General features: G+C 64.0%; 16 protein-coding genes. 6 read left to right on the forward strand and 10 right to left on the reverse strand.

Annotated features, from left to right (window positions below; all coding sequences use genetic code 11):
* Window positions 1-283 precede the first annotated feature (283 nt).
* The 5 genes from AB4Y36_RS11940 to AB4Y36_RS11960 all read right to left on the reverse strand — a co-directional run bounded on the left by AB4Y36_RS11940 (window position 284) and on the right by AB4Y36_RS11960 (window position 9,614).
* Window positions 284-1,945 carry an Nramp family divalent metal transporter gene (locus AB4Y36_RS11940; RefSeq protein WP_368683041.1) on the reverse strand — a complete coding sequence of 554 codons (1,662 nt, stop codon included), beginning with the start codon at window positions 1,943-1,945 and terminating at the stop codon, window positions 284-286.
* 927 nt (window positions 1,946-2,872) lie between these two features.
* Window positions 2,873-5,929 (reverse strand): efflux RND transporter permease subunit, encoded by a 3,057-nt coding sequence (locus AB4Y36_RS11945; RefSeq protein WP_368683042.1) that lies wholly within the window; start codon window positions 5,927-5,929, stop codon window positions 2,873-2,875.
* The gene (locus AB4Y36_RS11950; protein WP_368683043.1) at window positions 5,926-7,065 is read right to left on the reverse strand and encodes an efflux RND transporter periplasmic adaptor subunit; all 1,140 of its coding nucleotides are present in this window, start codon (window positions 7,063-7,065) and stop codon (window positions 5,926-5,928) included. The genes AB4Y36_RS11945 and AB4Y36_RS11950 overlap by 4 nt, the downstream gene beginning before the upstream one ends.
* Before the next feature lie 5 nt (window positions 7,066-7,070).
* Complete coding sequence (locus AB4Y36_RS11955) at window positions 7,071-8,543, reverse strand: TolC family protein (protein WP_368683044.1); 1,473 nt, start codon at window positions 8,541-8,543, stop codon at window positions 7,071-7,073.
* Window positions 8,544-8,696: 153 nt separating this feature from the next.
* On the reverse strand, window positions 8,697-9,614 hold the full coding sequence (locus AB4Y36_RS11960; RefSeq protein WP_368683045.1) for a class I SAM-dependent methyltransferase: 918 nt from the start codon (window positions 9,612-9,614) through the stop codon (window positions 8,697-8,699).
* Between the two features lie 406 nt (window positions 9,615-10,020).
* Between AB4Y36_RS11960 and AB4Y36_RS11965 the strand changes: the two genes are divergently transcribed.
* Both AB4Y36_RS11965 and AB4Y36_RS11970 read left to right on the forward strand, forming a co-directional pair.
* A complete protein-coding gene (locus AB4Y36_RS11965; RefSeq protein ID WP_368606763.1) occupies window positions 10,021-10,317 on the forward strand; it encodes a hypothetical protein in 297 nt (98 codons plus the stop codon).
* 404 nt (window positions 10,318-10,721) lie between these two features.
* Entirely contained in the window at window positions 10,722-10,862 is a 141-nt protein-coding gene (locus AB4Y36_RS11970; RefSeq protein WP_368683046.1) for a hypothetical protein, read from the forward strand.
* Window positions 10,863-10,889: 27 nt separating this feature from the next.
* Here AB4Y36_RS11970 and AB4Y36_RS11975 read toward each other — a convergent pair whose 3' ends face one another.
* Window positions 10,890-11,114 (reverse strand): hypothetical protein, encoded by a 225-nt coding sequence (locus AB4Y36_RS11975; RefSeq protein ID WP_069265725.1) that lies wholly within the window; start codon window positions 11,112-11,114, stop codon window positions 10,890-10,892.
* A 327-nt stretch (window positions 11,115-11,441) separates the two neighbouring features.
* On the opposite strand from AB4Y36_RS11975, the gene AB4Y36_RS11980 reads away from it, so the two are divergent.
* Window positions 11,442-11,810: a hypothetical protein gene (locus AB4Y36_RS11980; RefSeq protein ID WP_368683047.1), complete on the forward strand. Its 369-nt coding sequence runs from the start codon at window positions 11,442-11,444 to the stop codon at window positions 11,808-11,810.
* Window positions 11,811-11,879: 69 nt separating this feature from the next.
* On the opposite strand, the gene AB4Y36_RS11985 is transcribed toward AB4Y36_RS11980, so the two are convergent.
* The 4 genes from AB4Y36_RS11985 to AB4Y36_RS12000 form a co-directional block, all read right to left on the reverse strand.
* The gene (locus tag AB4Y36_RS11985; protein WP_368683048.1) at window positions 11,880-13,553 is read right to left on the reverse strand and encodes an electron transfer flavoprotein-ubiquinone oxidoreductase; all 1,674 of its coding nucleotides are present in this window, start codon (window positions 13,551-13,553) and stop codon (window positions 11,880-11,882) included.
* 43 nt (window positions 13,554-13,596) lie between these two features.
* Window positions 13,597-15,387: an acyl-CoA dehydrogenase gene (locus AB4Y36_RS11990; protein WP_368683049.1), complete on the reverse strand. Its 1,791-nt coding sequence runs from the start codon at window positions 15,385-15,387 to the stop codon at window positions 13,597-13,599.
* 242 nt (window positions 15,388-15,629) lie between these two features.
* Entirely contained in the window at window positions 15,630-16,634 is a 1,005-nt protein-coding gene (locus AB4Y36_RS11995; protein WP_069268047.1) for an AraC family transcriptional regulator, read from the reverse strand.
* Window positions 16,635-16,713: 79 nt separating this feature from the next.
* The gene (locus AB4Y36_RS12000; RefSeq protein ID WP_368683050.1) at window positions 16,714-18,708 is read right to left on the reverse strand and encodes an acetoacetate--CoA ligase; all 1,995 of its coding nucleotides are present in this window, start codon (window positions 18,706-18,708) and stop codon (window positions 16,714-16,716) included.
* A gap of 720 nt (window positions 18,709-19,428) precedes the next feature.
* On the opposite strand from AB4Y36_RS12000, the gene arcD reads away from it, so the two are divergent.
* The 3 genes from arcD to AB4Y36_RS12015 are packed head-to-tail and all read left to right on the forward strand — an operon-like array spanning window position 19,429 to window position 23,139.
* Window positions 19,429-20,796: an arginine-ornithine antiporter gene (arcD, locus tag AB4Y36_RS12005; RefSeq protein ID WP_069268125.1), complete on the forward strand. Its 1,368-nt coding sequence runs from the start codon at window positions 19,429-19,431 to the stop codon at window positions 20,794-20,796.
* 16 nt (window positions 20,797-20,812) lie between these two features.
* Window positions 20,813-22,069: an arginine deiminase gene (gene arcA, locus AB4Y36_RS12010; RefSeq protein ID WP_368683051.1), complete on the forward strand. Its 1,257-nt coding sequence runs from the start codon at window positions 20,813-20,815 to the stop codon at window positions 22,067-22,069.
* A 59-nt stretch (window positions 22,070-22,128) separates the two neighbouring features.
* Entirely contained in the window at window positions 22,129-23,139 is a 1,011-nt protein-coding gene (locus AB4Y36_RS12015) for an ornithine carbamoyltransferase (protein WP_342945751.1), read from the forward strand.
* Window positions 23,140-23,167: the final 28 nt, after the last annotated feature.

Genomic DNA, 23,167 nt, shown 5'->3' on the forward strand with positions numbered 1-23,167 from the left:
GTTTTCGGGAAACGCGTCCGCGACGGCCTGCATGGCGCTCGTTGTGGATACCTGACAGTCCTGATCGACGACGAGAAAAGCGACGGCGAGGACCCGGGCTGAAACCACGGATAGCGAGAGAACGTGCATTTTCATCATCGACGCCTGATGCAATAGGCCGCAGTGTCCCGGCAAGGTCCGGTCACCAGCGCACCTTCGCCCCCCCTGCTCCACTGTGCCTGAACCCTGCTCCAGCCAGCGGACGTGCAAAAAAGGGGCAGACATATACCTGCCCCGCTCCGCCTTAGTGAATGGCCATCTGCACGACCTTCACGATCACGAGACTCACTGCGACGACGAGGTAGGTGCGCAGCACGCCCATCCACACGCGTGTCGACAGCGTCAGGTGCTGCGGCGCCGGCAGGTCTTCGAGCGGCGCCATGCGCCACGTGTTGCGCAACTCCTTCAGGGCCGGCTTGTTGAGCGGAGCCGCATCATGGGTGACATTCGCGCCGCGCAACTTGCGCGAGAGTTCCACCGCTGCGTACACCGCTGCGGCAAGCCCGCATCCGCCTACGAGAATCTTGATAATTGCCGCACCGCTGATATCCGGATAAACCGTGGCCGCCGTCAGGATGATCGACAACACGACGAGCACGGCAATCACTGCACCCGTGAACACGTTCAGCCTCTTCGAATTCACCCACGGGCCGAGCACCGCCTTGTCATTACAGAGCAGCAACAGGAACACCGTTGCGCTCGGCAGCAGCACGCCGGCCAGCGTCTGCACAGCCTCAGTCAAGAGGCCGAGCGGGCTGCCAGGAATCAGCACGAGGGCCGCCGCGAGCGCGATGATGCCGAAGTAGACAAGATAGAAGCCCTTCGCGTCGAGCACGCTGCGGTGCAGCGAGTGCTTGACCTTGAAGACATCGCCAATCGCATAGGCCGTCGAGAGCGAAACGGCCGCGGCGCCAATGATCGACGCGTCGAGCAGCGCCACGGCGAAGATCGTGGCCGAGGTCTGGCCGACGTACTTGTGCAGACCCGCAATCACGCCACCCGCGTCGGTGAAGTTGCCGAACTCGGGCTTGCCGTCAAAGAGCGCGGCGGTGAAGGCCATCATCGCCACAGCGCCGACGATCACGAACGCGATACCGATCCAGAGGTCCACTTTCTCGTACTTCATGAAGCGCGGGGTGATGCGCTTGTCGATCACGTAGCTCTGCTGGAAGAAAAGTTGCCACGGCGCGACGGTCGTGCCGACGATGCCGATCACGAGGAGCATCACGTCGGAGAGCTTCGAATTCGCCGGCCAGGTCGGCACGAAGAAGTCGCGCGCGATAACGCCCACGGGCGGGTGAATCGAAACGAGCACCGGGATCAGCAGCAGACTCAACAGGCACAGCACGATCGCGAAGCGTTCGAAGCGCCGGAAGTCGCCCGTACTGACCGCCGCCATCGTCAGTACCGCGGCGATGCAGACACCGAGAACCTTCGAGACGCCGAGAAAGTCGAGCGCAAACGTAATGCCGATAAACTCGGTGACGATCGTAAGCGCATTGAGCAGAAAAAGATCGATGACGCTGAAGGCGCCCCAAAACTTGCCGAAGCGTTCGAAGATGAGGCGTGCGTGGCCGACGCCGGTCACGGCGCCCAGGCGCAGGACCATTTCCTGGTTCACATAGAGAACCGGAATCAGCAGCGCGAGCGTCCAGAGCAGCGACGTGCCGTAGTTCTGCCCCGCCTGCGTATAAGTGCCGAAGGCGCCGGCGTCGTTATCGCCGACCATGACGATGAGGCCGGGGCCGAGGATGGCAAGCAGTGTGCGCAGGCGCGCCATCCAGTTGCTGCGCGGAGCGGTGTCGTGGCGGGCGATGGTGCCGAGGGCGCCTTTGATATCGCCCACGTGCGCGTCGTCGAGCACGGCACTCCGACGTTGCGTGATGTTTGCAGGAGTGGTGGACATCGTTACTTATTCCTTAGTAGTACTTTTTTGAACTTAATGATTGAGACGTGGCGCTGCCCCGCCGACTGCTGGTGCAGGAGCAGGGGCAGAAGTCGGCGACGCCAGGCCGTGTCAGCGAACGAGCTTTTTGAATGCCGTCCAGACGGCAGCAACTACGCCGGTTGAACCGTGCGAATGTGAGTCGAGCCCGAGCATGCCGTTGTAGTGCGTGCGAGCTTCTTCGACGTGCGGGAGTTGCGAAACGAGGAGAGCGAAGTGCACGGTGATTCCTCCAGATGCCTGAAACGTGGCGCCATCGATCAGGCGTGCCTTCGTTTCGCTTCACGCGGGGGGCGATATGCCCGGGCGTGTGGGAGGAACGTGTGCGGACTGATGTCAGGCGAAGCGGGCCGCGCCTTGTGGGAGCGCAGCGCAAGTCGTGCAGGGACAAGGCTCAGGGTCGGGCATTGTGAACTCCTCTGTTGTCAGGGTCCGAATCAAGCTTGACGGACGTGTTTAACCGCACGCCCGTTCCGGCGCGGTGTTGCGCGCGCGAAAACGGCGTGAACGAGCGGCGTCGCGAGCCAATGGCTCGACGCGCCGGGTCGCGTTGACGAACGTGCGTGATAGGACACACGCCAACGACGGCGGCCAATCGAAGAGATGCGCGGGAGAGACTGCGGAAGCTACTGCGGCGCGCACCGTCTGCCTGCTGGCAGGACGGCGGCTAAGGAAGAATCCAGGCGGGCGTCGTGCCGGTCAGGCAGAAAAACGATTCGAAGGTCGACAACTACAACTGTCCAAGGCATATGCCCCTTTCGTGGAAACACGCGAATTCTAGTGACGACGCGCGAGCCGAGTCAACGACTAATTCAAAGATTTTTCTTTCGAATCTGTTACTGCGGTGGATGCAAATCATTTGCACACCTCTTCGTTTTGCACCCGCCATCACTCACCTGCCCCCTTTACTCGAAGCAGGAGGCGCAGCAGCACAGGCAGCACCAGCAGGACGAGCGGCATCTGCACGATCAAGCCCGAGATGATCGCGACCGCGAGCGGTTGCTGCATTGCAGAACCCTGGCCGATCGCGAAGGCAAGCGGCAGCAGAGCGAGAATGGCTGCGATGGTCGTCATCGCGATGGGCCGCAGGCGATTGCGACCCGCGGCCTGCAACGCCTCCTCCAGCGGCACGCCTTCGTCGCGTACGAGCCCCTGAAACTCGGAAACGTAGAAGATCGCGACCTCCGTCACGATGCCGACGATCATCGTCATGCCCATCATCGCGGAGATGTTGAGCTCGATGCCCGTCACCCACAGCCCGATGAACACGGCGCCGGTGGCGAGCAGCGGCATTGCCATCACCGCGAGCGCCACGCGAAAGCGCTCGTAGAGGAATAGCAGCAGGCCGAACACCAGCGCCACGGCCGCGCCGAACACCGCGATCAGCCCCTTGAAGGCGATCTGCTGTTGCTGGTACAAGCCGCCAAGTTCGTAGTAGACGCCCGCTGGCAGGAGCGCGGGATCGGCAAGCGCGCGCTGCACGTCGGCGATCGTCGAGCCGAGGTCCCGCCCATCGATGCGCGCCGTCACCGCCACCATGCGCTTGAGGTTGTCGCGACTGATCTCGGGCTGGCCGCTCACGTGCACCGGTTCGGCCACGCGTGAAAGCGCGAACACGTGCCCATCCGGCGCGCGCAACGGCAGGCGCGCAAGTTCGGTGTCCGTCATTTGCAGCGCACCTTGCGCACGCACGCGCACACCAACTGTCTTCGGGCCGCTCTGGAACTGCGTCGCCACATTCCCGTCCAGAAGGTCGGAGACCTGCTGCGCGATTGCCTGCGGATCCATGCCCTCGGCAGCCGCGGCGTCGGGCCGGATGCGCAGATCGATGGCGTCGCCGGCAGGATTGATGCCGTCGTTCACGTCGACGATGCCGCCGATCTTGCCGATGCGTGCGGCCACACGTTGGGCGGTCGTGTCGAGCACATGGGAGTCGTCCGAGTAAATCTTGATCTGCACGGGCTGCGGCACCGCCGTGAGGTCGCCGATCAGGTCCTCCATCAACTGGGCAAGTTCCACGCTCACGCCGGGCACTTTTGTTTCGATCTGCGAACGGATCTCCTCCATCACCGTGTCGATCGGTTCGCGGCTACCGGACTTCAAGCGCACAAAGAAGTCACCCTTGTTCGGCTCGTTCAGGTCGCCGCCAAGTCCTGCGCCGGTGCGGCGTGAATACGTCGCCACATTCGGGTTCGCGCGAATGATCGCTTCGATTTGTTGCATCAGTCGATCGGTTTCGGTGATCGATGTGCCCGGTTGCGTGTGATAGTCGAGCACGAAACCGCCCTCGTCCATCGACGGCATGAAGCCGCTGCCGACCCGCGTGAACGCGAGCGCCGAAAGCAGCGCAAGCGGAACCACGAGCGCGAGCACCCACAGGGGCCGCGCACTCACGCGAGAGACGAGCCGCGCGTAGGTGCGATTGAGCCACGCGGCGAAGCGCGTTTCGCGATGCTCCTCGGCGTCTTTCGCCGTGAGCCAGCGGTCGCAGAGAATCGGGATGGCAAGCCACGTGACGAGGAACGAAATGAAGAGCGCGCTCGCCATCGTCACCGAAAGCGCCTTGAAGAACGCGCCGGTTACGCCCGAGAGAAACGCCAGCGGCACAAAGATAATGAGCGTTGCCGCGGAAGAGCCGGCGAGCGGCCGCGTGAATTCGAGCGCAGCGCTCATCACCCGGCCATGGAACGCATGCGCGCCGGCCTCGCGCATACGCCGCGCGATATGCTCGATCATCACGATGGCGTCGTCGATCACGAGGCCCACCGCCGCCGCCATGCCGCCGAGCGTCATGATGTTGAAGCCCATGCCGAACACGTCGAGCAGCAGAATGGTCGCGGCCATCACGATGGGCACGAGCGCCACTGCAATGAGCGTGATCTTCGTGTTGCGCAGAAATACGAAGAGCGTGAGCGCCGCGAGCACCACGCCAATCATGATGGCATCGCGCACGCTGGTGGCCGAGGCGATCACGAGTTCGCTCTGGTCGTACCAGTTCGAGAGCGTCACACCGTGCGGCATCTGTGGGCCGAAGTCCTTCAGGCGAGCGCGAATCGCCTGCGCCATCGCCACGCTGTTTGCGCCGGGCTGCTGGTAGACGTTGACCAGCACCGCATCCTGGCCGTCGGCGGTCACGCGGATCCATTGCGGCACGGTCCCCTGGGTGACGGTGGCCACATCGCGCAGGCGGATCTGCGTCGCGCCCGTGGACGACACGACCACGTTTTTCAGCGTATCGAGCCCGCTGAAAGCCGAATTCGCCACGACGAGAAAGAGCTTGTCGTGGTCCTCGATGCGCCCGGTGGCCATCAGCACGTTGCCGGCACCGATTGCACGCGAAATATCGCCCACCGAGAGCTTGTACGTCGCGAGGCGTGCGGGGTCGACGGCCACTTCGAGCTCGTCGCGCGCCCCACCCGTCACGTCCACGCGCGCCACGCCCGCCACGGAGGAAAGCAGCGGACGCAACTGGAACTGGGCGAGGTCGTAGAGTTGAGAAAGCGACAAGCGCGACGACGTCAGGCTGTATGCGAGCACCGGAAACACGGTCGGGTCCATCCGGCGCACCTGCATGCTGGTGCCGGGCGGCAGCGTCGCGAGGATCTCGGCAATGGCCGACTGCGCCTGCAACGTGGCTTGCGCCATGTCGGTGCCCCAGTCGAAATTGAGGGAGATCTCCGCCGACCCCCGGCTCGTGCGGGATTCGACGTCGCGCACGTTCGGCACGCGACGCAACGCTTCTTCCACCGGCATGGTGACGAGCGTCGCCATCTGTTCGGCCGGACGGTCGCCCGCGTCGAGTGAAATCACGGCGCGCGGAAAGGAAACGTTAGGAAAGAGCGAGATCGGCAGACGCAGCGCGGTGAGCGCGCCGGCAAGCGCGGCAAGCGCGATCACGAACAGCAGCGAACGACGGTGGCGCTGCATCCACTGGCTGAACGTCATCGCGCGCCGCCTTGTGCCACGCGCACGGCCATGCCGTCTTCGAGTTCGTAGTTGCCGACGACGACGAGCGGCCGCGAGGCGTCGAGCGCGCCATCCACGCCGTACGTATCGCCATGCTCGACTTTTACCTTCACGTCGACGCGGTGCGCCTTGTTGTTCGGCGCGACCTGAAACACGTAGCTGCCCTTCGCGTCCTGCAGTACCGCGGCGCGCGGCACGTTCCACCACGTGCCGGTCTGCGTGTCGATGTCGGCCCGCACGCGCGTTCCCGGCAGGAAGGCCGCACCCGCGAGCGGTACGTTCGCACTCACGTTCACGAGCTGGCTCTGCGCGTCGATGGCTGCGCCGACGAGCACGATGTGCCCCTGCGCGCGCTGCGACCCGAGCGAGGCGGACAGAGGGCGTAGCACGACACGGTCTCCGGCGTGCAGCGTGAGCGCGTCGGCGGGTTCGACGCCCAGCGAAATGTTCGCGGCATTGCCCGCGGCGCCGTTGAATGCAACGAGCTGCGCGAGCGCAGTGCCCGCCTGGATCCGGTCGCCCGGCACCGCGGCAAGCTGCGCGATGACGCCGGCCACTGGTGCCGTAATCGTCTTTGAACCCGGTGTGATGCCCGTCGCTTGTTGCGCAGCAAGCGCTTGCTGAGCGTCATCCAGCGCTTTTTGCGCCGCGGCGAGCTGCGATTGCGTGGCGAGACCGTCATGAAAGAGCGAGCCCGTGCGCGCGAGTTCGCCACGTGCGAGCGTCGCTGCGCTTTGTGCCTGCGTATAGGCGATCACGGCGTTCGGATCGGCTTGCACGACGAGAAGCGCAGCGCCCTGCGCTACGGTCTGGCCGGGCTGGACGAGCACGCGCGTGACGCGTGCAAGATACGGCAGGCTGATGGACGTGGCGTTCGAGGCCGCAGACGCAACCGAGCCATACGCGACGACGGTTTGGGCAACCGGTTGGCGCATCACGCGCACGACCTGCACGGCGGCGGATGGCGCGGGCGTGCTGCCCGAATCGCCGGCGTGATCTGCGTGCGCTGCATGCGGTGCGAAAAGCGCTGCGCCAGCGGCGAGCGCGGCCGCCGCGCCAAGTGCGCAGACGGCGACACGCGTGCGCGTGCCGGAAAGAAAGCGGTGCTCAGTCATGGAGATCAACGTGCAACGATGGTATTGGATGGCGCGCTTTCAGCAGTGGCGCCTCGCGCGGACGGAGCCTGATCAGGATCGGGGACCGCGCTGCCGAGCAGCGCCTGGAGGCCAATGCGTTGCTCAGCTAGCGCTTCGCGCGCAGTGGCCGCATCGATGCGACGCGAGAGCGCCGCAGTTTGCGCATCGACATACTGGCCAAGCACGATGTTGCGCGCCGCATAGGCGTCGCGCGCCTGCGCGGCGGCACGTTCGAGCCCTGGCAGCGCAGCGTCATCCTGATCGACTTGATGCGCGGCGATCGCGCTGTCGGCACGCAGGTGGGCAATATCGGCGTAAGCCGCATTCAGGCGTGTCTGGTATTCGTCCGCGAGACGCTGCCGCGTGGCCTGCTCGATGGCGATATTGCCGCGATTGCGGTTGAAGACCGGCAGCGTGAGGTTGATCGCGAAACCACTCGTGTAGATCTCCGAGGTGTCGCGCTGGCGCGTAAAGCCCACGGAAAGACTTGGGAACTGGTTGAGGATCGCGGCGCGGTACTTCTGCTCCTGCGCCTCGTAGCCGGCCTGCAGCGCGATCAGATCGGGACGGCGCTGCGCCAGCATTGCAACCGCGGCGTCGAGCGTGCCATCGGGCATCGGCGTGACTGCTGTGTCGCCTGTGAGCGCAAGCGTCGTGTCGGGCGCGAGGCCGAGCAGCGCATTGAGGTCATGGTGCGTCTGCTCACGCGCGTGCTGCATGTCGGTGTACTGCTTGCGGGCGTCTTCGTACGCCGTGAGCGACGCGGTGACGCTGTCCGCCGTCACGTTGTGCTCGCTTGCCGCGTGCGCGGTGCGTTCGTAACGCGTGCGGGCAAGTGCCGTCTGCTGCTCGAGCAACGGCAACACCTCATCCTGAAAGCGCGCTCTCACGTACAGCTGCTTCGCCTGCGCCACGACCTGCCACTCCTGCCAGAGCAGACCGAGGTCGGTCTTTCGAACCGTGGCGTTGGCGGACTTCGTGTTCGCGCCACGCGTGACAATTGCCATCACGTCCATGCTCAGACCGTAGCTGAACGCGCGCGACAACCCGACAGCGCCGGGATAGTCGCTGGAGACGCTCACCTGAGGATCCGGCAGAAGTCCCGCCGAAAACGCCTGCGCTTGCGCAATGCCAAGGTCGTCGCGTGAAAGTTTCAGGTCGGGATTGTTGGCGACTGCCAGCATCGCGACGTCTTCGATGTCGAAGCCGTTCGACGGATCGAAGCGGTGTGCCGCAAGCTCGGGCAAAGGCATTTTCGCGGGGTCGATCTGCACCCGTGCGAGCGCGCCCTGCGTGATCAACGAAGGACCCGTAGCCAACGGCTGCGCCTTGTAGCTTGCGCAGCCGGCGAGCAGTGCGGTGCCCGATACAACGGCGATGAGCGCAGCGCGCGTGCGATTCGGGATGCTGAAGTGAAAGACGCGCGGACACATTGCGCGAGACGGCGGGCTGGACAATATGGACTCCTCAAGCCAATCCCGCGCAGCATGAATGCGCGAGCATGGACCTGAACCCAAACGCCACACGTTGGTGGCGTTGCGGCAGGCATGCTGCGCATTCTGCAGGGTTAACGCTTATGCAATCCTTAAGCAGGCGTTCCCATCCGGTCTCTACGGCCGCTTCGCCGCCAGGTAGGCGATGCGCTCAGCGCCGAGCTGCGCTCCGCTTTCGAAAATCGCCCGCATCCTGACTTCCAGATACGCGCGCTCATCGCGGGTAAATTCCTTTTCGAAGACCTCTTCCAGGCTGGGCGCCAACGGATGGGGCGAGGTACGAAGAAACGTTTCCCAAGGCAGGCTGTCTTCGGTTCGCACTTCGATGTGCAATTCCAGACGGATGTCGGTGAAGCCCGCGTCGATCGCGAAGCGCACGAGATCGCGCTCACCATAATTCGTGATGGACAGTGAGCGCGCCTTCTCTTCCGTGTCCGGGAACTGCGCCGCCCGGCACCGAAGCAGCAAGGGAAAGAAGGGATCTTCCGCGTTGAACGCGCCGGAATCGACGAGTTGCTTGAGCATGCACACCTCGAGCGCTTCGTCACGCAAAATCGGCTCGGCGATGGCGAAGCGGCCACCCGGTTTGAGGATGCGGTAGATCTCTCGCATTGCAGCGGGCTTGTCTTCCACATACGCCAGCACCGCGCGCATCGTGGCGGCATCGACCGCCTCATTGGCGATGCCTGCCAGATTTTCGGCGCTGCCGTGTATGAATGCGCACTGCCCGCTTACCCCCAGGCTTCGGGCCCTCTCTTCCGTGTGCCGCAGCAGCGGAGCCGAAATATCGGTCATGAGCACCCGGATTGCGGCGCCGGCACGTTCAATCGCGCGAAACCCGACGAGACCATCACCCGTCCCGATGTCGGCCAATGTCATCCCGGGGCGCAGGCGGACGGAATCCAGCACACGGTCCGCGTACCTTGTGATCTCGGCGCGGACATGGTGCTCATGGGCGGGATCATTGCCATGGCGCTGCCGGTGGATCCACGTGGACCAGTTGTCCTGAGTGACGTCGTTCGTGAGTGGCAACAAAATGGATTTCCAGGGAAAACTTGAAAGACTCGCGCGATGGTAGCCTTGAATTCTGATGAACTCCTTATCTAAACGATATTCCCGACGTGGAGCCTTATTTTCGCGGTGCCAAAGGTGCGGTTTTTAGCCTGAATAAGAGTCGCTTTCATTCCATGACATACTGGCAATCATTTCAATGGCCACGCAAGCCCCGGGCACGCAGCGTCCGGAAACTCGGACCTGACCACATTTTTAAAACAGATCGTCGGGCGATTATGACCGGCGTTGACGCGAATCGAACCGCAGCTTATACGAGCCTTAAGTCGATTCGTTTTCAAAAAATAAATACTTCTTAAGTATTTGGAAGGTACTCCGATAAGCCGGGCGCAGTTCACGGTTTTTCTCTCTCTTTATCGGAGACCCTCTGATGACAATCCGGGCAGTTTCTAGCCAACCCGCCGCTTCCACAGCAGCGAATACCGGCGCGCAGAACCAGCAGGCGGCTGCCGCTACGCAACCTGCCAGCAAGACGCAGGCGCCGACAACGACGACGACACAGGCTTCGACCCCGTCGGCTTCGTATGCCGTTACGATCAGCAACGCCGCACGCGCAGCATTCGCCGAAGCCACCGAAACGTCGGTTCAGACCGCGCAGGAAGCCAACCGCGGAGACCGACAGGCTGAACGCCTGCTTGCGAAGGAACAGGCCAATAAGCTGGGCTAAGGCGCAAGGGCGTGCGACAGGCGTTGTCTGACGCCGGTTTTGCACGCCCTACCCTGTGGCTCCGCTTGCACGCTGCGCGAAAACCGCGACGTGCAAGTTCACAGCTTTGCGCAAGACCGCTTGATGTACTCCAGGTACTCCATCAAACCAGACGGATAAGATAACTTTTCTTATCGGAAGAGTTCGTTTTCAACACAAAACTCCGCACTTCAAAAACGCGCCGCAAGCGCCCATCCCCTATCTTCAGCGACAATGGGAGCACCCTCGCGCGCTGCTAAAGGAACGAGCGCGCAGACGTGCGAAGCCTATGCAAACGCCGTGCTGCGCGCCGTGAAACCGGGCGGCATCGTGATCGTGGGACTTTCGCCGAGGACGGTCCCGACCATTGCAGCGGGCTACCCGTCATGCACTACAGCGCCGATGCGTTGCACGCCGAATTTGGCGCGCCCTTCACGCTGATCAAACAGGCACGCGAAGAGCCTCACACGCCGGGTGGCGCCACGCAGAAGTTCATCTACTGCATGTGCCGTAAAGAGACTTCGTGAATGGGCCTGCCGTTGAGGGGGTCCGTTTCAGGGCGCGAACGCGAGTGCCGCGTCTTCCGGAAGATTCTCGAGCGCGCGACTGCCGTCGCGCAGCGCCTCGCTCTCGCCGTTGAAGGTCGTTTCGCTGTATGCGATGAGTTTGAAGCCGCTACCCGCACTGCGAGGGATGGTGATGCCCCAATGCCACCCTCCTTCCTGTTCGAAGACGTGCAGCTTCAGAGATGCATGCAATGTGTTTGATCGATTCGTCATGTCACGCCCTCCTTTGCGAAAGCGTCGAGGCAGCCGGCATTGGTCAGTGTAGGCATCATTTTGTTGCGGCGCAATAAATATCGACGTTGAGGTGCGATGCTACGCGATCGGGCGTCGTTATCGGGCAACAAAGGGAAACAGGCGGCAACGAGAAGCAACAAGCGGAAACAAAAGTAAACAGGCGTGCGGCGGCGCAGCGTCCTGCCGCAGTGATGTCCATCACGCATTCAGCCCCTCAAAAGGACGTGGGCGGGCCCGCCGCGTTCGCGCTAGCCTGCGCGCGATGCGCGAAAGTATGCGCTCCCCATTTCCCTTTGCGCCCCAAGCATGACCGAACGCACCGAAGCCATCCCCGAGAGCACGCCCGAGGTCGCATCCAATAGCGCGCGATCAACGCTGTGCTATCCCTATCCGGCCCCACCCGCGCCGGGCTTTTACGGGTTGCACGCGCGCATCGAACGCTTGCGCCATGGGCAGGACAAGAGCCTCGCGCGCCTGCGCGGCACGCTCGCCGAACCGCGCCGCGCCGTTGACGTGTTCGGGGCGCTGTTCGCGCGGCGCATCGGCGAGGACGATCTCGGGCAGATGAGCCTCGCAACCGGCGAGAGCCTGGCGTGCCTGAACTACCTGATGTATCGCGGTGAAGTGAAACGCGAGCTGCGCGACGACGGCATGTACTGGTATTCGCGGACGTAAAAAAGGCAGGAAAGGCGCACTACGCCTCTCCTGCCACAAGTCGGATCGACGGCAGTCGCCGCCCGGTGCTTACATGTTCGGGTAGTTCGGGCCGCCGCCGCCTTCGGGCGTGACCCATACGATGTTCTGCGTCGGGTCCTTGATATCGCAGGTCTTGCAGTGCACGCAGTTCTGCGCGTTGATCTGCAGGCGGTCGCTGCCGTCGTCGTTCTTCATGAACTCGTACACCGCGGCCGGGCAGAAGCGCGCTTCGGGGCCCGCGTAGGTGCGCAGGTTCACGTTCACGGGCACGCTCGCGTCCTTGAGCGTGAGGTGCGCGGGCTGGTTCTCTTCGTGGTTCGTGTTCGAGATGAACACCGAGGAGAGCCGGTCGAACGTGAGCTTGCCATCGGGCTTCGGATACTCGATCGGCTTGCACTGCGAAGCGGGCTTGAGCATCTCGTGGTCGCGATGCTGGTGATGCAGCGTCCACGGCACGTTGCCGCCCAGCAGCTTCTGCTCGATGCCCACCATCAGCGTGCCCAGGTACAGGCCCTTGCTCATCCACTGCTTGAAGTTGCGCGCCTTGTACAGTTCCGTGTGGAGCCACGACTGCTTGAACGCTTCCGGATAGGCCGCGAGTTCATCGCTCTGGCGGCCTGCCTGCACGGCTTCGAACGCCGCATCGGCGGCCAGCATGCCGGTCTTGATCGCCGCGTGGCTGCCCTTGATGCGCGAGGCGTTCAGGAAGCCCGCGTCGTCGCCCACGAGCGCGCCGCCCGGGAACACGAGCTTGGGCAGCGACATCAGGCCGCCCGCCGTGATCGCGCGTGCGCCATACGACACGCGCTTGCCGCCTTCGAGGTACTTGCGGATTTCCGGATGCGTCTTGTAGCGCTGGAACTCCTCGAACGGCGAGAGATACGGGTTCTGGTACGCAAGACCCACGACAAAGCCCACCATCACCTGGTTGTTGTCGATGTGGTACAGGAACGAGCCGCCGTAGGTGTCCGACTCGAGCGGCCAGCCGGCGGTGTGGATCACGAGGCCGGGCTGGTGCTTCGAAGGATCGATCTCCCACAGTTCCTTGATGCCGATGCCGTAGACCTGCGGGTCCGAGTCCTTGCCCAGCTTGAACTTCTCGTTCAGCTGACGGCCCAGATGCCCGCGGCAGCCTTCGCAGAACAGCGTGTACCTGGCGTGCAGCTCCATGCCGAGCTGGAAGTTTTCGGTGGGCTCGCCGTCCTTGCCGACACCCATGTTGCCGGTGGCGACGCCCTTGACCGAGCCGTCGTCGTTGTAGAGCACTTCGGCGGCCGGAAAGCCCGGGAAGATTTCGACGCCCAGGGCTTCCGCCTGCTGGCCCAGCCAGCGCGTGACGTTCGCGAGGCTGATGATGTAGTTGCCGTGGTTCTTGAAGTTGTCGGGCAGTGCCCAGTTCGGCACAGCCTTAGCCCCCGTTTCGGAAAGAAAAAGGAACTTGTCCTCGGTCACGGGCACGTTCAGCGGTGCGCCTTGCTCCTTCCAGTCCGGCATCAGCTCGTTCAGGGCACGCGGGTCCATGACCGCGCCCGAGAGGATATGCGCCCCGATTTCCGAGCCTTTCTCCAGCACGCAGACGCCGATCTCAGCGCCTTTTTCCGCGGCCAGCTGCTTCAGGCGGATCGCGGCAGACAGCCCGGCGGGGCCGCCACCGACGATCACCACGTCGTATTCCATCGACTCGCGTGGGCCGTACTGTGCGATCAAATCAATCGACGACATATCCTCTTCCTTCCTTGCTAACTGAGCGCTCTAAACCGCCCGATCAAAACTGCACTTCGCTCAGCGCGAGCACGCCCGCGTCGCCCTTCGCGGCCAGGATCGACGCCTCGAGGCCGCCTGCCTGCGCGAGAATGTGCTCGGCGTAGAACTGCGCGATTGCGATCTTCGCGCCGTAAAACCCGGCGTCGTTCGCGAGTTCGCGTTGCGCGACGAGCAGCGCACGCGCCATTTGCCAACCGCACAGCACGATGCCCGCGAGCTTGAGATACGGCACGCTCCCCGCGAACACCGCGTTCGGGTCGCGCTTGACGTTCGCAACCACGTAGTCGACGACATTCGCCAGCGCGCGCGCGCCCTTCTCCAGCTGCTCGCGCATCGATGCCGCCGCCGCGCCGCCGGTCTGGCCGAGTTCCTCAGCAGTCCGATCGATCTCGCCGAGCAGCGCCTTCGCAACCGCGCCGCCGTCGCGCACCGTCTTGCGGCCGACCAGGTCGTTCGCCTGGATCGCCGTCGTGCCTTCGTAGATGGCGAGAATGCGCGCATCGCGGTAGTACTGGGCCGCGCCCGTTTCCTCGATGAAGCCCATGCCGCCATGCACCTGGACGCCGAGGCTCGTCACCTCGTTGACCATCTCGGTGCTCCAGCCCTTCACGATCGGCACGAGGAATTCGTAGATCGCGAGATTGCGCGCGCGCACTTCAGGGTCGGCGTGGTAGTGAGCATGATCGCTATAGGCGGCGGCGACATAGGCGAGCGCGCGTGCGCCCTCGGTCATCGCGCGCATCGAACCGAGCATGCGGCGCACGTCCGGATGATGGATGATGGTCGCCGACTCTTTGAGCGAGCCATCCACGGGGCGACTCTGCACACGCTCCTTCGCGTACGCCACGGCCTTCTGGTAGGCGCTCTCCGCCACGCCCACGCCCTGCATGCCCACGCCGAAGCGCGCGGCGTTCATCATGATGAACATGTATTCGAGGCCGCGATTCTCCTCGCCCACGAGGTAACCGATCGCACCGCCGTGGTCGCCGTATTGCAGCACGGCCGTCGGGCTCGCCTTGATGCCGAGCTTGTGTTCGATCGATACGCAATGCACGTCGTTGCGCGCGCCGGGCGAGCCGTCGTCGTTGACGAGGAACTTCGGCACGACGAAGAGCGAGATGCCTTTCACGCCTTCTGGCGCGTTGGGCGTGCGAGCCAGCACGAGGTGAACGATGTTCTCCGCCATGTCGTGCTCGCCCCACGTGATGAAGATCTTGGTGCCGAAGACCTTGTACGTGCCGTCACCCTGCGGTTCGGCGCGCGAACGCACCAGCGCGAGGTCGGAGCCGGCCTGCGGCTCGGTGAGGTTCATCGTGCCGGTCCAGTCGCCGGAGATGAGCTTCGGCACGTAGCGCGCCTTCAGTTCGTCACTGCCCGCGGTGAGCAGCGCCTCGATGGCGCCGTCGGTGAGCAGCGGGCACAGCGCGAACGAAAGGTTCGCCGCGTTGAGCATTTCGATGCAAGGCGTCGCGATCAGCTTGGGCAGCGCCTGGCCGCCGAATTCGGTCGGATGCTGCAGACCCTGCCAGCCGCCCTCGACATACTGGCGGAACGCCCCTGCGAAGCCAGGCGTCGCCGTGACCTCGCCGTCGCGCCAGCTGCTGGGCACGCGATCGCCTTCCACGTTCAGCGGCGCGATGACTTCGCCGGAGAGCTTCGCGCACTCGTCGAGCACGGCCTGCGCAGTGTCGAAACCAGCGTCTTGGAAACCCGGCAGGGTTGCGACGGCGTCGATGCCGGCCAGCTCTTTCAGCACGAACAGCATGTCCTTGACGGGGGCGTTGTAGCTCATGATCGGTCCTTCCAGTCACTCAGGGGTCAAAATGGATGCGCCACCGGGCCAGGATTACCAAGGATACCTGGATGGCCACCTTGCGGCAGTACAGGACGGATCGTAGCGTCAATCGGTCGCCAAACCACTGTCCAAACCGGACCATATGGTGACAATTCTGGCCACGTTATCGGCTGCTGTGCCCCGCCATCATGGCTGGGCGACCCGACTTTGCGCCGGGCGACGCTCAGGCGCCCAGCCGCTCAGCCTCGGCGGCGGTAGGTGCCGGGCGTGCTGCCCGTCCAGTGCCGAAAGGCGCGATGAAAGGCGCTGGGGTCGTCGAAACCCAGATCGCCGCCGATGGCCGCGATCGTGTCCTGGGTGTCGGTGAGGCGCTGGATCGCCACGTCGCGGCGGAGTTCGTCCTTGAGCGCCTGGAACGTGGTTTCCTCTGCGGCGAGGCGCCGGCAGAGTGTACGCACCGAGCAGTGCAGGCTGTCGGCCGCCGCTTCGATGGTAGGCAGATCGGGCAGTTGCGCGGCCAGGTACTGGCGCACGTTGTGGCTCACCAGCTGCTCGCTGAAGGTCTCGAAGATCCAGTCGCCGGGCGAGCGCGCGAGAAACGCGCGCAGGTTGCGCTTGCTCTGCCGGATCGGCATGTCGAGATAGGCCGCGCTGAAGCGCATCAGCGTGGCCTCGCGGCCAAAGCGCACGGGCCCCGGGAAGAAGTAGCGGTGATCGAGTGCGTGCGGCGGCTGCGCGCAGGCGAAATCGACTTGCAGCAGCGGGATCCGCTGTCCGATCAGCCAGGACGACACGCCGTGCGCAAGCTTGAGCGTCAGCTCCTGCCCGAGCGGCCCGATCGCGCCGTACGCCGGATTGGCGCGTAATGCCACCTGGGCCACGAGCCCCTGGCGGCGCGATTCGAGCCGGAAGTCGTCGAGCACGATGTGGAAAAACTGGTCGAAGCGATGCAGCGCCGTTTCGAGGTTGCGCGCATCGAGCAGGCTCAGGCAGAGAAACTTGAGCGTGCCGCTGCGCAGCGGCCGGCTGAAGATGCCGGGCATCTCGTCGTCGAGTTCGATGGCGAGCGTCTGGTAGAGCGTGGAGAACTGCTCTTCCGTCACGCGGCCGCCCGGCTTGGCGAGCAGTTCGAGCGCGATGCCCGCCTCGTTGAGATAGCGGCGGATCACGCTGGGCTCGGCGCCCGCGCCGGCGAGAAAGCCGTTGACGAGCGAGATGGGAACGGTGGCGCTAGGCGATGGCATGCATTGACGATGAAAGGCCGCGGAAACGGACAGACATCGGCGTCGGCCCGCGCGCCATTTTAAATCGGCGCGGCCGAAATTACGCGGCCGGGCCCCTCGCCCGCGCGAATGCATCGAACCACGCGAGACTTTCCGGGTTGGCCATGGTGTCCGGATTGGCCACCTTCTCGAGCGGCTGGCCGAGCAGAAGCCGCTTGATCGGCACCTCCATCTTCTTGCCTGACAGCGTGCGCGGAACGGCCTGAACCTGATGGATCTCATCGGGCACATGGCGCGCCGAGAGTGCCTCGCGCACGCGTGCGCGAATGCGCTGCGCGAGCGCGTCGCTCAGATCGACACCCGGGCGCAATACCACGAAGAGCGGCATCGACGAGCTGCGCCCCAGGTACTCGAGATCGACCACGAGGCTGTCGAGCACTTCGGGCACCGACTCCACCGCGCGATACAGCTCGCTCGTGCCCATGCGGATGCCGTGGCGGTTGATGGTGGCGTCCGAGCGACCGTAGATGACCGCGCCGCCGCGGGGCGTGATGCGCAGCCAGTCGCCGTGGCGCCAGATACCGGGAAACATGTCGAAGTAGCTTTCGCGGTAGCGCCGGTTCGCGTCGTCGCGCCAGAAGCAAAGCGGCATCGAAGGCATGGGCGCAGTGCACACGAGTTCGCCGACTTCGTCGATGCGCGCGTGCCCGGCTTCATCGAACGCCTCGACGCGCGCGCCCAGGCACCGGCACTGCATTTCGCCGAGATAGACCGGCAAGGTCGGCACGCCGGCGAGGAAGCAACCCGCGAAATCGGTGCCGCCGGAAATCGCGTCGATCCAGACGGGCCCTACCTGCTCGAGTATCCACGCGTACGCTTCGGGCGGCAGCGGCGAGCCGGTCGAACCGACCGCGCGCAGGCGCGACAGATCGGTCGCGGCACGCGGCTCGACACCGGCCTTCAGGCACCCCTGGAAATATGCCGCCCCCGCGCCGAAGAACGTCACGCCCGTCTCGCCCACGAAGCGCCACAGCGCCTGCGCGTCGGGATATGTGGGGTTGCCGTCGTAGAGGCAGAGCGTCGCGCCCGCGAGCAGGCCGCCCACCTGGCAGTTCCACATGATCCAGTTCGTGCTGGCGTACCAGTGGAACCGGTCGCCCGGGCTCAGGTCGAGATGCAGCGCGGTGAGCTTTACGTGCTCCACCACGATGCCGCCGTGCGAATGCACGATGGCCTTGGGCATGCCCGTCGTGCCCGACGAATAGACGATCCACAGCGGATGATCGAACGACACATGTTCGATTTCGAGCGGGACGTTTCCAGCGATCGCGTCGCGCCATGCCGTGGCCTGCGGGTACACCTTCGCGTCGGCGTCCGGGTCGAGCTGCGGGACGAATACGAGATGCGCCACGCTCGGCAGCTCGCGCAGCAGATGGTGAATCAGCTCGCGGCGGTCGTGCGGCTTGCCGCCGTAGCGGTAGCCGTCTACGGCGAAGAGCACCTTCGGCTCGATCTGCCGGAAGCGGTCGAGCACCGCGAGCGGCCCCATGTCGGGCGAGCACACCGACCAGATCGCGCCCACGCTCGCGGTGGCGAGAAATGCCACGACCGTCTCGGGCGTGTTCGGCATGAAGGCCGCCGCACGGTCGCCGCGCGTCACGCCCATGCGCCGCAGCGTGGCCGCGCAAGCCGCGACCTGGCGGCGCAGCTCCGCCCAGCTCAATTCGCGCGTGCGGCCCGCCATGGGGCCGCTCTCGCTGCGCGAAACGATCGCCGGCCGCGCGTCGCTCGCGAGCTGAAAGGCCCGCTCGACGTAGTTCAACTCGACACCCGGAAACCAGCGTGCACCGGGCATCGCCGCATCGGCGAGCGCCACGCCGCGCGGCTCGCGCGAGGGAATCTGCGCCCAGTCCCACAGCGCGCACCAGAAAGCGTCGATGTCCTCGACTGACCAACGCCAGAGCGAGTCGTAGTCGTCGAACGCGAGACCGCGCGCCTCGCCGAGCCACTTCATGAACCGCGTTATGCGGGCGGACTCGACCTGCTGCGGTGCCGGCGTCCAGGCCGGAGCGGATGCGGGAACGGTTTCGTTCATCTCGTTGCGTGGGCTCGTGTGGCTTCGTTTGACCTAATGGTGCCGGAGCCGGTACGCGTCGAACAATTCAGGGAAACCAGTGGAAGGTTTCCTATCGCGTTTGCTGGCAATGATGTCCGATAACGTCGCGCGTAATGGCACATCAACTTGTAATTATTTCCAATAATTCGAATAAAAGAGGTGATTGAACACTTACGCGCGATCAATATTTGGCTTCCCGATTTAATCTAAGATTAATCGAAATTCACATGCGAGTTGTCCTGCACAAATAGATCGAACCGCGAATTTACCCTGCGCCGCGCAATGCCTGTCTGCCGGCAAAGTCCGGCAAACGGCCCCATTCCGTACGCAATTGGCATAAGGCCCGTCATAAAACTGCAATCCACTGACGCCTTTAATTTGCCTAATTCCCGTCGAACCGCCTCTTCCTATCGGACCAAGGTCTTATTGTCATTTTGCGCGCCCCCTATCAGATTGAGCGCGTAGCGGCACGGGTTCCGCTCTCGCGGCATGCGATCCGCGCTGCAGATTCAGGCACCAGCATGTTGATGGGCTCGCGCGCAGCGCGAGATCTGCAACCCAGCCGGCTCGTACAGGAGATCGCGCATGTCCGAATCGACGTCTTCGTCTCACCCCGCGGCCAAGCCCGACAGCGCCGCCACGCCAGCCTCTGCCAACAAGTTGCGCCTTGGCGCGCTCACCGCCCTCGTCGTGGGCTCGATGGTGGGCGGCGGTATCTTTTCCCTGCCGCAAAACATGGCGGCCAGCGCCGACGCCGGCGCGGTGCTGATCGGCTGGGCGATCACCGCGGTCGGCATGCTCATGCTCGCGTTCGTGTTCCAGTCGCTGGCCATCCGCAAACCCGAACTCGACGGCGGGGTCTACGCCTTCGCGAAAGCCGGCTTCGGCGACTACATGGGCTTCGGCTCGGCCTGGGGCTACTGGATCAGCGCGTGGCTCGGCAACGTCGGCTACTTCGTTCTCCTGTTCAGCACGCTCGGCTACTTCTTCCCGGTGTTCGGCGAGGGCAACACGCCGATCTCCATCGTCTGCGCCTCGGTGCTGCTCTGGGCGCTGCACTTTCTCGTGCTGCGGGGCATCAAGGAGGCCGCGATCGTCAACCAGATCACCACGGTCGCGAAGCTGGTGCCGCTGTGCCTCTTCATCATCATCTGCGTGTTTGCGTTCCGCTCCAGCACCTTCACGGCCGACTTCTGGGGACAAATGAATCCCAAGCTCGGCAGCGTGACGAACCAGGTCCGCGGCATGATGCTCGTGACCGTGTGGGTGTTCATCGGCATTGAAGGCGCGAGCATCTTCTCTGCGCGCGCGGAAAAGCGCAGCGATGTCGGCAAGGCCACGGTCATCGGTTTCGTCGGCGTGCTGCTCCTGCTCGTGCTCGTGAACGTGCTGTCGCTCGGCGTACTCACGCAGCCGAAACTCGCGGCACTGCAGAATCCTTCGATGGCCGGCGTGCTCGAAAACGTGGTCGGCCACTGGGGCGCGATTCTGATCAGCGTGGGCCTCGTCGTGTCGCTTGCGGGCGCACTGCTCTCGTGGGTGCTGCTGTGCGCAGAAATCATCTTTTCGGCCGCGCGCGACCACACGATGCCTAACTTCCTGCGCAAGGAAAACGCGAAGCACGTGCCGGCCAACGCGTTGTGGCTCACGAACGGCATGGTGCAGATCTTCCTCGTCATCACGCTGTTTTCGAAGGGCACGTATCTCTCGCTCATCTATCTCGCGACCTCGATGATCCTGCTGCCCTACTTCTGGTCGGCAGCCTACGCATTCCTGCTCGCGCTGCGCGGCGAAACGTATGAGGCCGACAGCGGCGAGCGCAACAAGGACCTCGTCATCGCGGGCGTCGCCGTAATCTACGCGGTCTGGCTCATTTACGCCGGCGGCCTCAAATACGTGCTGCTCTCCGCGTTGCTCTACGCGCCGGGCATCGTCCTGTTCGCACGCGCAAAACGCGAGGTCGGCCAGCCCGTATTCACCACCATCGAGAAGTTCGTTTTCGCCGCTGTGCTGATTGGCGCATTGCTGGCGGCTTTCGGCCTGTACAAGGGCTTTCTCACCCTTTGATTCGAGGAGTCTCATGATGAGTACGGACACTGTCGCCTTCGGCGTCAATTCGGAGGCAGGCAAGCTGCGCAAGGTCATGGTGTGCGCGCCGGGTCTCGCGCATCAACGCCTCACCCCCAGCAACTGCGACGAGCTGCTCTACGACGACGTGATCTGGGTCAGCCAGGCGAAGCGCGACCACTTCGACTTCGTCACGAAAATGCGGGAGCGCGGCGTAGACGTCCTCGAAATGCACAATCTGCTCACGGAAACGGTGCAACACCCCGAAGGGCTCAAATACATCCTCGATCGCAAGGTTCGCCCCGAGACCGTGGGCGTGTCGCTCGCTGGCGAGGTGCGCAGCTGGCTCGAAGGGCTCGAGCCGCGCAAAACCGCGGAGTTCCTCATCGGCGGCGTGGTCGCCGAAGATATTCCGGATACCGAACAAAGCAAGATCCTCAAGGAATTTCGCCGCTATCTGGGCTATTCGAGCTTCGTGCTCGCGCCGCTGCCCAACAGCACCTTCACGCGCGACACGACCTGCTGGATCTACGGCGGCGTCTCGCTCAACCCGATGTACTGGCCGGCGCGCAGGCAGGAAACGCTGCTCACCACGGCCATCTACCGCTATCACCCCGAGTTCTCGGGCAAGGACTTCCAGGTGTGGTACGGCGACCCCGACGAGGACCATGGCGCGGCCACGCTCGAAGGCGGCGACGTGATGCCGATCGGCAATGGCGTCGTGCTGATCGGCATGGGCGAGCGCACGAGCCGCCAGGCGATCGGCCGTCTCGCGCAGAACATCTTCGCCAAGGGCGGCGCCGAGCGCATTGTCGTGGCGGGCCTGCCCAAGTCGCGCGCGGCCATGCACCTCGACACGGTGTTCAGCTTCTGCGACCGCGACCTCGTGACGATCTTCCCGGAGGTGGTCAACGAGATCGTGCCGTTCTCGATTCGCCCCGACGACAAGAGTCCCTCGAAGCTCGACCTGCGCCGCGAGGAGAAGCCCTTCGTGGACGTCGTGGCAGAAGCGCTGGGCTTGAAGAGTCTGCGCATCGTCGAGACCGGCGGCAACGCGTTCGCGGCCGAACGCGAGCAATGGGACGACGGCAACAACGTGGTGTGCGTCGAGCCCGGCGTCGTGATTGGCTACGACCGCAACACCTATACGAATACGCTGCTGCGCAAGGCCGGCGTGGAGGTCATCACGATCACGGCGAGCGAACTGGGCCGCGGGCGCGGCGGCGGCCACTGCATGACTTGCCCGATCGTGCGCGACGCCGTCGATCTCTGAGCGCCGCCCCTATTCGCATTCCCTCTGCATTCCCACTGCATTCGCAACGGAGAAACGACATGGCTTTCAACCTGCGCAACCGCAGCCTGCTTAGTCTCATGCACCACAGCACCCGCGAGCTGCGTTATCTGCTCGACCTCTCGCGCGACCTCAAGCGCGCCAAATACACGGGGACCGAGCAGCAGCACCTCAAGGGCGTCAACATTGCGCTGATCTTCGAGAAGACCTCCACACGCACGCGCTGCGCGTTCGAAGTCGCGGCCTACGACCAGGGCGCGAACGTCACCTATATCGATCCGACCTCGTCGCAGATCGGCCACAAGGAAAGCATGAAGGACACGGCGCGCGTGCTGGGCCGCATGTACGATGCGATCGAGTATCGCGGCTTCAAACAGGATATCGTCGAGGAACTCGCTAAGTTCGCCGGCGTGCCCGTGTTCAACGGTCTGACCGACGAATACCACCCCACGCAGATGCTCGCCGACGTGCTCACCATGCGCGAGCATTCGGACAAGCCGCTCACGCAGATCAGCTACGCGTATCTGGGCGACGCCCGCAACAACATGGGCAACTCGCTGCTGCTGATTGGCGCGAAACTCGGCATGGACGTGCGCATCGCGGCGCCGAAGTCGCTCTGGCCGCACGACGATCTCGTGGCGGACTGCAAGAAGTTCGCCGAGGAAAGCGGCGCGCGCATGCTGCTCACCGAAGACCCCAAGGAAGCCGTCAAGGGCGTGGATTTCGTGCACACCGACGTGTGGGTCTCGATGGGCGAGCCCATGGAAGCCTGGGGCGAACGTATCAAGGTGCTGCTGCCCTACCAGGTGAACATGGCGCTCATGAAGGCGAGCGGTAGCGCACAAACGCGCTTCATGCATTGCCTGCCGGCCTTCCACAACAGCGAGACCAAGGTCGGCAAGCAGATCGCTGACACGTATCCCGAGTTGAAGAACGGCGTCGAGGTCACTGAGGAAGTATTCGAATCGCCACTGAATCTGGCCTTCGAGCAGGCGGAAAACCGCATGCACACGATCAAGGCGATTCTCGTTTCGACGCTCGCCGACATTTGAGCCGTACCGCTCGACGGCGCGCGTGCGC

This window comes from Paraburkholderia sp. BR10936, from assembly GCF_040965735.1.
Lineage (GTDB): Bacteria > Pseudomonadota > Gammaproteobacteria > Burkholderiales > Burkholderiaceae > Paraburkholderia > Paraburkholderia nodosa_A.